This is a genomic window from Winogradskyella sp. (assembly GCF_028289625.1).
In the GTDB taxonomy this organism is placed as follows: Bacteria; Bacteroidota; Bacteroidia; order Flavobacteriales; family Flavobacteriaceae; genus Winogradskyella.
In genome coordinates this window covers 20,393-36,273 of record NZ_JANQOM010000037.1, presented here as the reverse complement: position 1 = coordinate 36,273, position 15,881 = coordinate 20,393, and the positions used below count along the sequence as shown (strand labels likewise).

Sequence of the window (15,881 nt, the reverse complement as noted above, 5' to 3'; positions counted from 1 at the left end):
TTATAGCTCCTGTTCGCCCTACTTGATAAGTGATTTCATTTAATCTGGTAGAGACTTGCTCTGCCTTAAACTTATAAGCCATGGCCCAACGTGGGGCTTTAGCCGTATAGCCCAGCTCTTCCTGTTGATACAAACTATTCACCTTTATTACAACTCCATCAATCTCATAAGGCAGGTTATGACGATGCTTATCCCAATAGGCCACATAGTCTAAAACCTCTTCGATAGAATTGACCAGTTTTGCTTCTTTGGGGACTTTAAAACCCCATTCCCTCGCTTTTTGAAGTCCTTCAAACTGGGTGGAAATATTTAGGTTATTGCCCTTAATACTGTACAATAAACATTCTAAAGGGCGCTTGGCAACTTCAGCACTATCTTGTAGTTTTAAACTTCCAGATGCGGTATTCCTAGGGTTCCTGTAGGGTTCTTCGTCATTAGCAATACGTTCTTCGTTCATTTTTAAAAAGCCCTCAATAGGTAAAATGATTTCTCCTCTAATATCAAAACGCTCTGGATAGTCCCCTTTTAGTTGTAATGGCACTGTATTGATGGTCTTTACATTTGTAGTTACCTCATCTCCTTGCACACCATCACCTCTAGTAACTGCTCTTAGCAACTTCCCGTTTTCGTAAGTGAGATTCATTGAAGCACCATCGTACTTAAGCTCACAGGTATATTGCACCTCTCCATCAACCAATTTCTTGATTCGGGTTTCCCAATCTTGTAAGTCTTCTTTTGAATAGGAATTATCTAAGGAATACATCCTAAAGTCATGAATAACGGTATTAAAATTCTTGGTTATCGTCCCTCCGACACGCTGTGTTGGTGAATTGGCATCAAAAAACTCTGGGTGCGCTTCTTCCAAGGCTTGAAGTTCCTTCAGCTTCATATCGAACTCGTAATCACTAATCGTTGGGTTATCGAGAATATAATAATTGTAATTATGCTGACGGAGTTCGTCTCTAAGGGATTGTATTTTTTGTTGATTGTTCATTGTTCTTGACTTAAGCTTATCCAAAATGAAATTGCTCCTAAAAATAATCCAACTGTAATAAAAATCATAAATAGGCTGGAATAATCACCATTTTGGAATGAAGAGATTAGTTGTTTTATAGGATATAGAAATGATGAAACCATAATAACCCCCAAAACTATTCTCAAAAAAATTCGAACTGGTCTTTCTTTAGACATTATTTTTAAAAGCTTATTTCTTGGGAACCATGACAAACCAAAAAAACAAATATGATAGAATAAATTAACAAATAAGACGAAAAAAATTTTCTCACTAAAATCCGCATCAGATAATGCCATAAAGGCAATACTCAGACAAAAATTAATCAGACCAAAAATCCTATATAATTTGCTAATGTTTTCTTGAGTAATTTTCAGTTGTTATCCTTTTATGAGATTTCTCACTACATTCGAAATGACGAAAAACTTATATAAAAATCTAAAATCATGAATCGTCAATCCTAAAGTCCTTCTTTATTCAACCATTTTGGCGTTGGTAATGGCACATAATTGTTCATTTTATCGAGTATGCCGTCAATCGTATTATCGATAACCACAGCATCTAGATTTTCTTGCTTTAAAAAACCACGTTCCACCATAGTTTTACACTGAGCGATTAAAGCATCATAATAACCATTAATGTTCAAAATACCTATAGGCTTTGTATGCAAACCCAATTGTCCCCAAGTCGTAATTTCAAAGTATTCGTCCATAGTACCAAAACCTCCAGGTAAAATGATAAAACCATCACTTTTTTCATAAATGAGAATCTTTCGGTCGTGCATGTTTTTGACGACGATTAATTCAGTCAAATTTGTATTGACGACTTCCTTCGTCTTCAAAAATTCTGGTATGACGCCTATAGCCTTGCCATTATTTTCTAAAACAGCTTCCGCAACGCGTCCCATAATGCCAATTTTTCCCGCACCATAAACCAAAGTTATATGCGCTTTGGCCATTACAACACCTAAATCATAAGATGCTTTAACAATATAAGGGTCATTGCCAGTACTGCTACCACAAAAAACTGCTATACGTTTCATATTAATTCTTTTGTGCTTTCAACATACGGTCATTACCATTAATATCCTTTCGTAACTCAACATTTTGAAAATTAGCATCCACTAGCAGCTGCTTTGTGTCTTTACCAAGATACTGGTTAATTTCAAAATATAAATGACCATAATGTTTCAAATTATTAACAGCAAATGTTGTAATTACTCTATAGAATTTGAGTGGGTTTTCGTCATCGACAAATAATGCTAAATGTGGCTCATTGTTTAACACATTTGGTTGCATTTCAGCTTTTTCCAATTGTCTTACATATGGTGGATTGGATACGATGATATCGAATTGTGATGCTGAAATAAGTTCAGCATCACAGGGTGTATTTAAAATATTTCCGTTAACGAAATTGACTTTAACATTGTTGCGCTTGGCATTATCCTTCGCAACTTCCAAAGCTTTCTTTGAAACATCCAAAGCATAAACTTTAGCATTTGGTAAGTGTTTTGCCAAACTTATCGCTATACAACCCGAACCGGTTCCTATATCTAAAATTTTAAGTTTAGATCTTATATTTGAACCAGACACTTCAAGAACCTCAGTGTCTAGCGAATTAACAATCCAATCTACCAACTCTTCGGTTTCTGGTCTTGGAATAAGTACGTTAGTATTGACCTTGAATTTTAAGCCATAAAACTCCATTTCTCCTAAAATGTACTGAATTGGTTTTTGCTGCTTTAAATCATCTAAGGTTTTAAAAAAGACATCAGTTTCAGGTTTTGTGAATGATAACTCTGGTTCTAAAGCCAATTGAATTCTAGCGATATTAAAATGGTGTTCGGTAGTTAAAAAGAAAAAGTTTTCAACTTCATCCTTACCATAAATAGCATCCAGTTCTTTGTGGTAAATATCTTTTAAGTCGAGTGCTTTCAATATTACAAATCTTTAAGCATCCAAACTGAGCAAGAATAATGACCTGTATCTCCCATAGGTTCACCTATGAATTCAAAACCTACTTTTTTGTAAAGCTTTCTGGCATCATCCATATAGGGCATAGTTTCTAAATAACACTGATCAAAACCAGCTTCTTTCGCAAATGTCAAACATTTTTGCATCATTTTACTGCCAAAGCCCTTACCTCTTGCTTCTGGCATAAAATACATTTTTTGCAATTCGCATACATTTCCTTCATAATTATCTAAAGGTGAAATACCAGCACCTCCAATAATCGCTTCACCTTTTTCTACCACAAAATAAATTTTACGAGGCTGATCATAAGTTTCAGTCATGCAGTCTAGGGATTTGTCCTCGTAGGCAGTACCTACTTTAGGTACGCCCATTTCTATCAAAACACTTCGAATGGCCTTAGCAATTTTAGAATCGTCCTTTTGTTCAATTTCTCGAATAACAATAGTATCTTTACCCACTTAATATTATGATTTAATACCGAATTTATTTCGGCATGAAGATAGCCATAATTATCTATGTTATGCTTAAAAGAACAGCGCTCATTTTATTGTTTTTTTCACTGGTTTTCAACTGTACCGTGACAGAGGAACCAGAATTTTTAGGTCTTGATAACATAAAAGTTGTAGACTCCAATATCAAAAATATCACACTTAGTGCTGATGCGTTATTTATAAATCCTAATGACGTTGGCGGTACTCTCAAAACTGATGATTTAAAGGTTTATATCAACGATACTGAAGTTGCCACCTTTGTTTCCGAAGCCTTTGATGTGCCTTCCAAAAAGAACTTTATAGTTCCTTTGACTGTAGCTATTGCGACGGATAGTATCATCGATAGGAAAAGTCTTGGTGGATTGTTAGGCAGTTTAATCTCACAAAAATTAAAAGTGCAATACAAAGGTGAAATAAAATATAAAGTTTTGGGCTATTCCTCAAGCTATGATGTTGATGAAACCCAAGAGCTTAAAATTAAACTCTAATTGTATAGTCACGAGGATTACATAAAACGCTGTTTACACATTGGTAAAAATGGATTGGGGACCACACGTCCAAATCCTATGGTCGGTGCAGTCATTGTTTGTAATAATGAGATTATTGGAGAAGGTTTTACAAGCCCTTATGGCAGTAGTCATGCGGAAGTCAATGCTATCAATGCTGTAAAAGATAAATCATTGCTTAGCAAAAGCACCATGTATGTAACGCTTGAGCCTTGCAGCCATTTTGGAAAAACACCACCATGCAGTGACTTAATCATTAAGCACAAAATTCCAGAAGTGGTGATCGGTTGTATTGATGATAATCCCGAAGTTGCTGGTAAAGGCATTGCAAAACTAAAAGCCGCTGGATGCCATGTTTTGGTAGGAGTATTAGAAGAAGAATGTAAAAATCATCTTAAGCGCTTTTTTTCCTTTCATAACAAAAAACGCCCTTACATCATTTTAAAATGGGCAGAAACTGTTGATGGTTTTATAGCGCCAAAAATAAAAAGCGAAAAGAAACCCGTTTGGATAACCAATAAGTACTCAAGGCAATTGGTCCATAAGTGGCGTGCAGAAGAACAGGCTATCCTGGTTGGAACTAATACGGTAATGGAAGATAATCCAAGTTTAACGGTAAGGGATTGGGAAGGGCAGAATCCAATAAGATTTATATTGGATAAAACATCCAAGTTGAAAAATGATTATGAGGTATTTAATAATCAATCTGAAACGATTAGAATCACTAATGACGATATTGATTTTGATCAGCCCATAGCAATTCAAGTATGCCATCTTTTATACAATAAGAACATCAACTCGGTAATTATAGAAGGTGGCTCAAAAACACTTCAAAGCTTTATTGATGAAGGCCTTTGGGACGAAGCACGAATTTTTATCGGAAAGGTAGAATTCAAAGAAGGCGTAAAAGCACCAAGGCTGAAAGGGAAATTGATTTCTGAATCTATGATTTTAGAGGATACATTGAAAATTATTAGAAACAATAAATAAGGTTCCCACTTTCGTGGGAAGGTCATATGATTAAAACGTTAATATTCGACTTTGGTGACGTCTTTATCAATTTAGACAAGCAAGGAGCCATGCAAAACGCCCTTCGACTTTTTGAATTAGATACGTTTGAAGACGATATGATGGCAGCTAATATGCATTACGAAATGGGTAAAATTTCGACAAATCAATTCATAGGGTTTTATCTCTCAAAATTTCCAAAATTGAATGAAACCCAAGTTATAAACGCTTGGAATTTTATTTTAAAAGACTTCCCAAAATATCGCTTGGATTTCATCAAAGATTTAGCTGAAAAGAGCACTTATGAGCTAATACTTTTAAGTAATACAAACGAAATGCATATTGATTTTATTAAAACCACCGATAGTGTTTTTTATGAAGATTTTAAACGTTGTTTCGATAAATTTTATTTGTCTCATGAAATATTTTTGAGAAAACCCAACCCAGAAATTTTCGATTTTGTTTTACTAGATAATAACTTAAGTCCTAATGAGTGCTTATTTATTGATGACACCAAGGAGAATACCGAAGTAGCAGAATCCATGGGGATTCACGTTTGGAATATTGACGAAACAAAAGAAGATGTCATTAATCTTTTTGAAATTAAAAAAGACCTCTTTTGATATATTTAATTCTCAGCATACTATCCTCTACAGCAATATTTGTACTCTTCAAATTGTTTGATAAGCATAATGCTAATACCTTACAGGCTATTGTAATGAATTATATTACGGCAAGTTCATGTGGTATCCTCTTTTATGACAAAGAAATCGATACTTCTGTAATGCTAAACTCCACATGGTTTTTTGTGGCTTTGGCCTTAGGCTTTTTATTCATTAGCATTTTTAATGTTATGGCACTTACGGCTCAAAAAAATGGGTTATCAGTAGCTTCTGTTGCAAGTAAAATGAGCGTCATTATTCCTATTTTATTTGGTATATTGATTTATAAGGAAAGTGTTGGGTTTCAAAAAATAGCCGGTATAGTCTTAGCTTTAATCGCCGTTTATCTAACTTCAATGAAGCCCAAAGGTGATGTGGTCCTCACTAAATCCATCTATTTACCAATTATACTCTTCTTAGGGTCAGGTATTATAGACACAAGTGTCAATCATTTTGCACCAGATGGTAATATGCCCTTATTCTTGGCTGTAATATTTGCTAGTGCTGGAGGCATAGGTATTATGGTTGTTGTGTATAAAGCCTTAACTAAGAATTATAAAATAAATCGAAAAAGTATTCCTTTTGGTTTTGCCTTAGGCATCGTAAATTATGGTTCCATGTATTTTTTATTAAAGGCATTACGTGTCGATGGTTATGAAAGTTCATCTGTTTTCACAATCAATAATGTAGCTATTGTAGCTGCCTCTTGTTTGGCAGGACTTTTAATCTTTAAAGAACTGATATCTAAGAAGAATTGGTTGGGCATACTAATAGCATTGGTTTCTATTATTTTAGTGACACTTTAATTAATGACTGAAAAAGACACGTATAAAACCATATCAAAACCATCTAAAGGTGAGCTCTTTAAGGATAAGAATAGTAAGTTTTATAGTTATGCGCTCCCTGTTAACAATGAAGACCAAATAAAAACCTATTTAGAAGCTGTAAAGAAAGAACACTATTCTGCCCGACATTGGTGTTACGCCTATCAATTGAGCATGGAAACCATACGCTACAGAATTAATGACGATGGCGAACCCAGTAATTCTGCAGGCATGCCCATATATGGACAGATCAAATCATTTGATTTGACTAATATTCTAATTATCGTAGTGCGTTATTATGGAGGCACAAAACTAGGTATGGGTGGTTTAATTAATGCTTACCGAACAAGTGCTAGGTTGGCTTTAGAAACTGCAGATATTATTGAAAGAACAATAAATCGACATTTTCAACTCAGTTTTGAGTATAAATATATGAGCAAAGTAATACGCGTATTGAAAGAAAATCAGGTAGATATCATTAATCAGACGTTGGAACACAATTGCCTGTTGGAAATATCTGTCAGAAAAAGTAACGGTTCTAAAATCTTAGGGATATTCAAAGATTTTTTTGGCGTGAAAATAGATGAATTATAACGAATAATTTTGCAGTTTGTCTAAAAGATATTTTGGACAACGTGTAGGTCTATTGCGATTCATATCTATAAAAGCTAAAATAGTGTTTCCAGTTGCTAGCAATTCGTCAGAATCATTTCGTAATTCGTAATCAAATTCTATCGAAGCTGTAGGCATTTTTTTTAACTTAGTTATTACTTTAAGCTCTTCATCATAACGTGCTGAATTTTTGTAATTTATAGACAACGAAATCACGGGAAGCATTATCCCATCAGCTTCCATAGCACTATAGCTAAGACCAAACTGCCGTAACCACTCGGTTCTACCAACTTCAAAATAAACCGCATAATTGGCATGATACACAACACCCATCTGGTCTGTCTCACCATAGCGAACCTTTATTCTTGTTTCATTAAAATTCAATTTTATGCTTTTTTTTAACAAAAAATTTGTAATTTTCAAAGATTTTAAACATGAAGAAAAATTTCTAAAAATTCAATAGAATTTCATTTTTTTTTTAAGAATTTTGTTCACATATTTGTCATGTTCAAAACCACAAGAGAATCCTAATTCTCTTTTTTTTTGCTAATCTAACTAACAAAGAAAATCTAACTTAACGCATGGAGGTAACAGCTGAATCGGTATGGAGTGATTGTCTCAAATTCATAAAAGATAATATTCAACCCCAAGCCTATAAAACATGGTTTGAGCCTATACAAGCTGTTAAACTTTCAGGTAATGCTTTGAGCATTCAAGTACCTAGTAAATTCTTCTATGAGTGGTTAGAGGAGCACTACGTTAAAATTTTAAAGGTTGCCTTAACAAAAGAATTGGGAGATGATGCCAAATTGGTTTACGTCATAAAGATGGAAAACACTTATGGCAATAAACAACCTTTTACCGAAAAAATCCCGAGTTCTAACAGAACACCTGTAAAATCCCAGGATGTTGATGTGCCTTTCAATAATAAGAGTCCAGAATTAAAGAACCCTTTTATTATCCCTGGTATTAGAAACGTAAAGATTGAGTCGCAACTCAATCCAAGTTATACCTTTGAGAATTTCCTAGAAGGTGATTCTAATCGTTTGGCGAGAAATGCAGGTATTGCTGTAGCCAATAAGCCTGGCGGAACTTCTTTTAACCCGCTCTTAATCTTCGGTGGCGTGGGTTTAGGAAAAACACATTTAGCGCATGCTATTGGTGTGGATATTAAAGATAAGTATCCCGAAAAAACGGTTTTATATATTTCCGCAGAGAAATTCACTCAACAATATATAGATTCTGTTAAGAAGAACAACAGAAATGATTTTATACATTTTTATCAAATCATAGATGTTTTAATCATTGATGATGTTCAATTCTTGTCTGGTAAAACCGGAACACAAGATGTCTTTTTTCACATTTTTAACCACTTACATCAAAATGGTAAACAAGTGGTGTTAACCAGTGACAAGGCTCCTGTAGATATGCAAGATATTGAACAACGTTTGTTATCCAGGTTTAAATGGGGACTTTCCGCAGAATTACAAACTCCAGATTTTGAAACTAGGGTTTCGATTCTAAAAAACAAGCTCTACAGAGATGGAGTTGAAATGCCCGAAGAAATCGTTGAGTATGTTGCAAAACATATCAAAACTAATGTTAGAGAGCTAGAGGGTGCCATCATATCGCTTATTGCGCAATCTTCTTTTAATAAAAAGGAGATTACTATCAACTTGGCTAAAGACATCGTAGAGAAATTCGTAAAGAACACCAAGCGTGAGGTTTCTATAGATTATATCCAGAAAGTTGTTTCTGATTATTTCCAAATGGATGTGAGTACATTACAATCCAAGACAAGAAAGCGTCATATAGTGCAAGCACGTCAATTGGCTATGTTCTTTGCCAAAAAATACACAAAAGCATCTTTGGCAAGTATTGGTTCTCAAATCGGTCAGCGAGATCATGCTACAGTTTTACATGCTTGCAAAACCGTAGACAACCTTTCTTCAACCGACAAACAGTTTAGAAAGTATGTTGAAGATTTGGCTAAAAAACTTTCGCTTTAATCCTTAAATCATGACTCGTATTTTAATGGTGTGCCTTGGCAATATCTGTCGCTCACCACTTGCTCATGGCATTTTAGAATCCAAACTTACTAGCAATGCGTTTTATGTAGATTCTGCTGGTACGGCTGCTTACCATGTAGGCAACCAACCAGATTATAGGTCTATTAAAGTTGCCAGTAAACACGGTATTGATATTAGCACCCAAAGTGCACGACAATTTAAAGTGTCAGATTTTGATACTTTTGACCATATCTATGCTATGGACGCTTCAAACTATACTAACATTATTAGTCTAGCCAGAAACAATAATGACATTGGCAAAGTGAAATTATTTTTAGAGGAAAATCCCTCTATCTCCAATAAAAATGTACCAGACCCTTACTATGGAGATATTGATGACTTCGAATACGTTTTTGATATAGTAGAAGCAACCTCAACCTTAATAGCCCGTAAGTTAATCTCTGCTGGTTTGTAGCATATCGCTAACTATTTGCTTGATTTTTTGTAACTTAGTCTAATAAACCCCTTGTTATCTATGCTATGAAAAATTTAACTACCCTACTCTGTTGTATCTGTTTTACATTATGCTTTTCCCAAGATTTAGAACTAGACTTATTTGCCACAGGATTTGATAATCCCGTAAACATAAAACATGCTGGTGATGATAGGCTATTTATTGTAGAGCAAGATGGTCGTATTAGAATCCTTAATAGTGATGGAACTATTGAAAGTACTCCTTTCTTGGATATAGATGGGCGTGTCAGAAACTTAGACTTTATTGGCGACGAAAGAGGCTTACTTGGATTGGCGTTTCATCCAGACTATTCTACAAATGGTTATTTTTTTGTGAACTACATTAATAATTCAGGCAATACTGTTATTTCCAGATTCTCAAGAAATACCAGCAACCCAGCTCTTGCAGACCCTACTTCCGAGCTCATCATATTAACCTTCAATCAACCTTTTTCAAATCATAACGGAGGTGATTTGGCTTTTGGAGCTGACAGTTATCTTTATATTTCCTCGGGAGATGGTGGGTCTAGCGGAGACCCTCAGAACAATTCTCAAAACCTCGGGAATTTACTAGGTAAAATACTTAGAATCGATGTCAATAATTCATCAATATCCAATCCATATGACATCCCTTCTGATAACCCTTTTGTAGGTGTTAGTGCTGCAAGCGATGAGATATGGGCATACGGCCTTAGAAACCCTTGGAAATTTTCTTTTGATAGACTCACAAACGATATTTGGATTGCTGATGTAGGACAAAATCAATTTGAAGAAATTAATAGGGCATCATCTACGGACGCTGGTCTTAATTACGGTTGGAGATGTTATGAAGCCAATGATATTTTCAATAATTCCGGATGTCCTAACAGTAGTACGTTGACATTTCCAGTAGCGGAGTACAACCATTTTAACGATGGTGATTTTAAATGCTCAATTACTGGTGGCTATAGGTATAGAGGTGCAACCTATCCTAATTTTGAGGGTTTGTACTTTTTTGCTGATTATTGTAGTGAGGAAATTGGATTTCTTCGATTTGAGGGTGGAAATTGGAATATGACCTTAGAGGGTTTTTCTGGTGATTGGGTCGCTTTCGGTGAAGATATTAATGGCGAACTGTTAGTATCTAGCCTTTCTGGAGACATCTTCAAATTATCGGATGCGCTTTTAAGTGTGGAAGACAACGAATTGAGTAGCGTTACCATTTTTCCTAACCCAGCTGAAGACATACTTTCTGTAGATTTTTCGGATAATAGTTCTTCAATACCAACCGAAATTACCATTTACGACATTCAAGGAAAGACTGTAAAATCATTGTTAAGAACAAATGAAATGATTAAAGATATAACCATTTCTGATTTAAAAAGTGGATTCTATATCTTAAGGATTACCTCTGAAGGTGGTCAGCAAATCACTGAAAAGTTCGTCATCAACTAAAAATGAATACCCAGAAAGGAGCATTATATTTAATTCCCACAAGATTAGGTGACAATCCACCTCTTGAAGTCTTACCTATATCGATAAAAAAGGTTATAGAAGATATTGATTATTATATTGTTGAAAACGAAAAGACGGCTCGCCGTTTTATAAAGCGTGTTTCGCCTAATAAGTCTCAGCCTTCGTTACAGCTTAGTGTCTTAAACAAGTACACTACCGAAGAAGAACGAAATACATATTTAAATCCTTGTTTGGAAGGTGAATCTATGGGACTAATCTCGGAAGCTGGATGTCCCGCCATAGCAGATCCTGGTTCTGACATTGTTAGTCTGGCACATCAGCTAAATATAAAAGTTATACCATTGGTTGGACCATCATCTATTATTTTAGGCCTAATGGCCTCTGGCATGAATGGTCAAAGCTTTAGTTTTAATGGTTATTTACCCATAGATAAGAATGAACGTAAAACAAAATTAAAAGCTTTAGAGAGGCAATCGGCCGAGCATAATCAGGCACAGATCTTCATTGAAACACCATATAGAAATATGAACATGTTAAACGACCTTGTCCGTGTACTTCACCCTCAAACAAGAGTATGTGTAGCTTGTGATTTAACATTACCAACAGAGTATATTAAAACAATGCCAGCAATTGCATGGAAAAATATTGAAGAAGACTTTCACAAAAGACCAGCTATCTTTATAATTCAAAAAGATTAAAGTCTTGCCTTTGCCTTTTTATTAGGCTCTATAATAGAGGTATCGTAACCCGAAAATCGTTTCATATAGTATTTTACAGTAGTACCGTAAGCATCAGCAAAATTATCACTACCATAACTGCGCAAATACTTCTTTACACTTCCGGGTCCAGCAAGGTGCGCCGCCGCTAAAATACCTGATTCGGTTACTTGCACACCACCAATAAATTTACCATCAAAACGTTCTATGTCTTTTCTTAACACCCACTTATTACGCGATGCATTCGCCATGAAAGCTTTCTCTTGTAATTCTGGATTATATAAAAACTGATTTGGGTTGTAAATACCTATTAACTTTAAGGTTTCCGAACCGAATTGGTACTTGCCTAAATAACCTAATGTATTAACCGTGAAATAATCGCCTCTCGACTCTTTAAATGCCAAAGCCTCTTTAAAGCCTTCAAAAGATTTCCCTAAATGAGGTGTAAACATGTTTGGCTTTATCTCATGAGGCTCCTCAGTCATTGCCAATTCTGCAGGAATGTTATAATCTAAATCTAAACCTTCAGTAGAATATAAATCTGAATTTAAAGTGGAATCTGGATATAATGCCAAGGCAATTGAGAAACATATTGCAAATGGCAGTAAAAAATTCTTAATGCTATTCTTAACCATAACAGCTAATTTTACATTTATAAAACTTTCCCCAAAAGCTTTATAAAATTCGGCTGCAAAGATAAGAAATTTATTTAATTTCTGAAAACCAGAAGATTGAGTGTTATTAAAACTTGTTAAAAGTAGAAATAATGCAGCTTTACGTGCCCTCTGCTATTCAGCTCTATTGCTGGAAAAGGGATCTTAATAACGTTTAAAACGTCAAAAATCGTTTTTAAGACGTTAGAATTGGTTTTAATTCGACTTAAATCAATATCCAGACTCAAGTAATATTGACGAATTCTGTTTTGATCAGGAAAAAGTGGATCATTGGGATCACCTGTTAGCATCCCATCTGCACCATAACCGAAGGCCAAGTTTACCCAATTTGGTATAAATTCGGTCTTTAAGAATGAATTAATATTAGCACTTAACCAATAGGTTTGCCCGTTATAGTCTTTTAAGAATTCTTCGGTTAGACCATTACCTAGTTTATCGGGTCGTTGTTCTGCAAAACGCGTTCTATGAAACGAATACTTTAATAAAATGCGCTGTTCTTGCCATAATAATTCTTGACCCGCGAATAGTCCTGTTCCCAAAGCATTAGCAGCCATATCTGCCCATGAAAATCCCCATTCCGCTGAAAATCCATCCATAACTTCAACGGCAGTCAAAAACCCCAAACCCAATGTTGAACCATAGATTATTTGATTGCTTTTACTTGCTCCTGCCCAGTTTAAGGTATTGGCACCAAGCCTTCCTAATTGATATGACGAAAATACGTGGCCTAGTTTATCCATTTGTAACCATTCATTGCTATCATTAATCGTCCTGAATTTTGAACGTGGGTAATCCGCATACCAAAGTTGATCTAACCCAACGAGTGTTATTGTTGCGAGAGAAACTTCAGAAATCACAACAGCATTCCGCCTAGATGTATTTAAAGTATCGCTAGGTTGTAAAAATTGATTGAGTTTTGATTGCGAAAAAAGTGAACTAGAGACACAAAGTAATACGACGATATAGCCATAAAACTTCTTCAATGTCTAGCGGTTTATCCCTTGAGACGATAAATAGCGTTGATAAGCCCTTGCATTACTATTATGCTGAGCCAACGACTTGGCAAACTTATGGTAGCCAAGACGATTAACATCAACTGCAAAATAGAAGTATTCATGTTTTTCAGGGTTTAAAACGGCCTCAATAGCAGATAAATCTGGCATTGCGATGAGTCCGGGTGGCAAACCAGCATTTTTGTAGGTGTTATAAGGGGAATCTATTTCCTTGTGAACATTCAAAACACGTCTTATCACTGTATTTTTATACTTCGGAAGTTGATATGCTGCAAATTTTAAAGTCGGATCAGCATCGAGTTTCATGCCAATTCTCAACCGGTTTAAATAGACTCCAGCCACTCTAGGCTGTTCGTCTTTTTTCTTTGATTCCTCGTAAACAATTGAAGCCACTGTCATAACTTCATTCGGCGTAAGATTCAAGGCTTCTGCTTTTGCTTTTCTAGTATCACTCCAAAATCTATTATACTCTTTGAGCATTTTATTTCGAAAGCCCTTAGCTGATGTATTCCAAAAGACTTCATAGCTATTAGGCAAATACATGCCTAAGGCTGTAGCTTCATTGAATCCATTTTCATTTAAAAAAGCATTATTAGTCATTGCTTCAATAAGCGATAAACTATCGGCTTCAATTTGTTTACTAACCCTTCCTGCTAAATCTTCTAAAGTATGCTGATTATTGAATGCTATCTTAACTGGTAAATTTTTGCTCCGTATGGAATTTATAATGTCATTGTTGTTCATTCCTTTAGAAATGGCGAAACGACCTGCTTTAATATTGGATGTGTATTTCTTTTGACTTGCTAATGCATCGAAGGTATCCATATCATCCAGTAAAGGCTCAAGTTGTGCTCGCACCTGTAAATAATTGGCATCTGTAGAAATATAGATATAAACCTTCTCAGAGGTAAATTTGGTGTTTGGTTGAAACATAGCACCATAAATATAATAGGCTATGACACCGAAAATGACAAGTCCGATTAAGGCAATGGCCCAAAGTATTTTTTTTATATACATATGTTACTTATTAATACGCTGTAAGATAAATTCGTTTGAAAATGTATTTCCGTTAAAACTCCAATCTCTTTTTAGACCAATCTTTTCAAAACCATTACTTTCAAACAATTTTAAACTGGTCTGATTGTCTTCAGATATATTGGCATACACCTGATGCAAATGAAGCACATTAAAACAATAATCCACTAAAAGTTGCAAAGCTTCCTTTCCAAAACCTTGATTTCTATTAGGTTCGTCCTTTATTAGAATACCTATTCCGGCGCGTTTATTCTTAACATTATAATCAAAAACGTCAATGAGTCCTACTGTATTGTCATCATTGGTACAAATAGCCAATCGCAATTGCTTGGCCTCAAAAATATCTTGCTTTGCATTTTCAAGATATTGCTTAATTAAAAATCTGGAATATGGCGCTTGGGTGTCACTGAGTTGCCAAAAGGACATATCATTCTCAACAAGGAACACAAAATCCAAATCCTCAGGCTCTAATGCTCTTAAATAAACATATTTACCTCTAAGTGTTACCATTCCAATACACCCTTAAAAACTTGTACTGCAGGACCAATAAGCCAGACATTTTTGTAGCCATCTTTACTTTCTTTAAAAGTTACTTTTAACTCACCTCCAGGTGTCTTTAGGGTAACTTCATTCATCTGTGTCATTTCCTGTTTGTGCATAGCCAATGCAACAGCAGTAACACCTGTACCGCAGGACAGTGTTTCGTCTTCTACTCCGCGTTCGTAAGTTCTAACGGCAAATGTATTTTCGGAAATCTGCTCAACAAAATTCACGTTGCTACCTGCTTCACCATAAGGCAATCCATATCTAATTTTTGCGCCTTTTGCTTTTACATCATAAGTATTAACATCAACAACCATTTCTACATGATGTGGTGAGCCTGTATCTAAAAACAAATGCTTATCAAAAACGTCAATAGCAGTGACATCTTGCATCTGTAATTCTACGATACTACCTTTAATTCTTGCTTTATGCAAACCATCTATGGCAGAAAATATGGTTTCGGTATCAATAATGCCTAAAAACTTTGCAAAGGCGGTAATACAGCGTCCACCATTGCCACACATGCTGCTTTCATTGCCATCTGCATTAAAATAGACCATTTTAAAATCCGAATCCTTATCATTCTCCAAAAGAATCAATCCATCGGCACCAATGCCAAAACGTCTATTGCACCATTTGGCAATACGATTGGTATCATTTTTGCTAATACCTTGTAAACGATTATCAACAATAATAAAGTCGTTTCCTGTGCCTTGATATTTATAAAATGTCACTACCATAATTACAGGCAAATATAAGAATAATAGCCTGTAAAACGAGGTGTTAAAGGGCAGTTAAAGTTGGCGTTAAATAGTCGTTAAAAAAGAATATGAAA

Annotated in this window: 20 protein-coding genes; 9 read left to right on the top strand and 11 right to left on the bottom strand. The window is 35.2% G+C overall.

All coding sequences use genetic code 11. The features are described from left to right. From ligA to Q0992_RS07730, 5 genes are all read right to left on the bottom strand, one after another. Positions 1–994 (bottom strand): NAD-dependent DNA ligase LigA (ligA, locus tag Q0992_RS07750; protein WP_299521996.1); only part of this gene is annotated, 994 nt, incomplete at its 3' end. Next, positions 991–1,311, bottom strand: a complete 321-nt coding sequence (locus tag Q0992_RS07745) for a hypothetical protein (RefSeq protein WP_299521993.1) — start codon at positions 1,309–1,311, stop codon at positions 991–993. The genes ligA and Q0992_RS07745, both read right to left, overlap by 4 nt. Positions 1,312–1,472: 161 nt before the next feature. Continuing rightward, the gene (locus tag Q0992_RS07740; RefSeq protein WP_299521990.1) at positions 1,473–2,054 is read right to left on the bottom strand and encodes a TIGR00730 family Rossman fold protein; all 582 of its coding nucleotides are present in this window, start codon (positions 2,052–2,054) and stop codon (positions 1,473–1,475) included. A gap of 1 nt (position 2,055) precedes the next feature. Further along, entirely contained in the window at positions 2,056–2,949 is an 894-nt protein-coding gene (prmC, locus tag Q0992_RS07735; RefSeq protein ID WP_299521987.1) for a peptide chain release factor N(5)-glutamine methyltransferase, read from the bottom strand. A gap of 2 nt (positions 2,950–2,951) precedes the next feature. Then, positions 2,952–3,443: a GNAT family N-acetyltransferase gene (locus tag Q0992_RS07730; RefSeq protein WP_299521984.1), complete on the bottom strand. Its 492-nt coding sequence runs from the start codon at positions 3,441–3,443 to the stop codon at positions 2,952–2,954. Between the two features lie 35 nt (positions 3,444–3,478). Here Q0992_RS07730 and Q0992_RS07725 point away from each other — a divergent pair, with 35 nt between their 5' ends. Genes Q0992_RS07725 through Q0992_RS07705 form a run of 5 tightly spaced genes read left to right on the top strand, consistent with a single transcriptional unit; the run spans position 3,479 to position 7,070 of the window. Next, a complete protein-coding gene (locus tag Q0992_RS07725) occupies positions 3,479–3,964 on the top strand; it encodes an LEA type 2 family protein (RefSeq protein WP_299521981.1) in 486 nt (161 codons plus the stop codon). Beyond that, complete coding sequence (gene ribD / locus Q0992_RS07720; protein WP_299521978.1) at positions 3,965–4,972, top strand: bifunctional diaminohydroxyphosphoribosylaminopyrimidine deaminase/5-amino-6-(5-phosphoribosylamino)uracil reductase RibD; 1,008 nt, start codon at positions 3,965–3,967, stop codon at positions 4,970–4,972. A gap of 26 nt (positions 4,973–4,998) precedes the next feature. Then, complete coding sequence (locus Q0992_RS07715; RefSeq protein ID WP_299521975.1) at positions 4,999–5,613, top strand: HAD-IA family hydrolase; 615 nt, start codon at positions 4,999–5,001, stop codon at positions 5,611–5,613. Continuing rightward, on the top strand, positions 5,610–6,458 hold the full coding sequence (locus tag Q0992_RS07710; RefSeq protein ID WP_299521972.1) for a DMT family transporter: 849 nt from the start codon (positions 5,610–5,612) through the stop codon (positions 6,456–6,458). Before Q0992_RS07715 ends, Q0992_RS07710 begins: the two co-directional genes overlap by 4 nt. Positions 6,459–6,461: 3 nt before the next feature. Beyond that, the gene (locus tag Q0992_RS07705) at positions 6,462–7,070 is read left to right on the top strand and encodes a YigZ family protein (protein ID WP_299521970.1); all 609 of its coding nucleotides are present in this window, start codon (positions 6,462–6,464) and stop codon (positions 7,068–7,070) included. Here the strand turns inward: Q0992_RS07705 and Q0992_RS07700 are convergent. Next, positions 7,065–7,472 (bottom strand): thioesterase family protein, encoded by a 408-nt coding sequence (locus Q0992_RS07700; protein ID WP_299521967.1) that lies wholly within the window; start codon positions 7,470–7,472, stop codon positions 7,065–7,067. The genes Q0992_RS07705 and Q0992_RS07700 overlap by 6 nt on opposite strands. A 197-nt stretch (positions 7,473–7,669) precedes the next feature. Here Q0992_RS07700 and dnaA point away from each other — a divergent pair, with 197 nt between their 5' ends. From dnaA to Q0992_RS07680, 4 genes are all read left to right on the top strand, one after another. Continuing rightward, positions 7,670–9,097 (top strand): chromosomal replication initiator protein DnaA, encoded by a 1,428-nt coding sequence (gene dnaA, locus Q0992_RS07695; RefSeq protein ID WP_299521964.1) that lies wholly within the window; start codon positions 7,670–7,672, stop codon positions 9,095–9,097. A gap of 10 nt (positions 9,098–9,107) precedes the next feature. After that, complete coding sequence (locus tag Q0992_RS07690) at positions 9,108–9,572, top strand: low molecular weight protein-tyrosine-phosphatase (RefSeq protein WP_299521961.1); 465 nt, start codon at positions 9,108–9,110, stop codon at positions 9,570–9,572. 65 nt (positions 9,573–9,637) lie between these two features. Next, a complete protein-coding gene (locus Q0992_RS07685; protein ID WP_299521957.1) occupies positions 9,638–11,044 on the top strand; it encodes a PQQ-dependent sugar dehydrogenase in 1,407 nt (468 codons plus the stop codon). Between the two features lie 2 nt (positions 11,045–11,046). Continuing rightward, positions 11,047–11,763 (top strand): SAM-dependent methyltransferase, encoded by a 717-nt coding sequence (locus Q0992_RS07680; protein ID WP_299521954.1) that lies wholly within the window; start codon positions 11,047–11,049, stop codon positions 11,761–11,763. Here Q0992_RS07680 and Q0992_RS07675 read toward each other — a convergent pair. The 5 genes from Q0992_RS07675 to dapF all read right to left on the bottom strand — a co-directional run bounded on the left by Q0992_RS07675 (position 11,760) and on the right by dapF (position 15,786). Beyond that, positions 11,760–12,416, bottom strand: coding sequence for a peptidoglycan-binding protein LysM (locus Q0992_RS07675; protein WP_299521951.1), 657 nt, complete (start codon positions 12,414–12,416; stop codon positions 11,760–11,762). The two genes, Q0992_RS07680 and Q0992_RS07675, sit on opposite strands and share 4 nt — an antisense overlap. A gap of 116 nt (positions 12,417–12,532) precedes the next feature. Beyond that, a complete protein-coding gene (locus tag Q0992_RS07670) occupies positions 12,533–13,438 on the bottom strand; it encodes a DUF2279 domain-containing protein (protein WP_299521948.1) in 906 nt (301 codons plus the stop codon). A gap of 3 nt (positions 13,439–13,441) precedes the next feature. Beyond that, positions 13,442–14,485 carry an endolytic transglycosylase MltG gene (mltG, locus tag Q0992_RS07665; protein WP_299521945.1) on the bottom strand — a complete coding sequence of 348 codons (1,044 nt, stop codon included), beginning with the start codon at positions 14,483–14,485 and terminating at the stop codon, positions 13,442–13,444. 3 nt (positions 14,486–14,488) lie between these two features. Next, the gene (locus Q0992_RS07660; RefSeq protein ID WP_299521942.1) at positions 14,489–15,013 is read right to left on the bottom strand and encodes a GNAT family N-acetyltransferase; all 525 of its coding nucleotides are present in this window, start codon (positions 15,011–15,013) and stop codon (positions 14,489–14,491) included. Beyond that, positions 15,007–15,786: a diaminopimelate epimerase gene (gene dapF, locus Q0992_RS07655; protein WP_299521939.1), complete on the bottom strand. Its 780-nt coding sequence runs from the start codon at positions 15,784–15,786 to the stop codon at positions 15,007–15,009. Before dapF ends, Q0992_RS07660 begins: the two co-directional genes overlap by 7 nt. Positions 15,787–15,881: the final 95 nt, after the last annotated feature.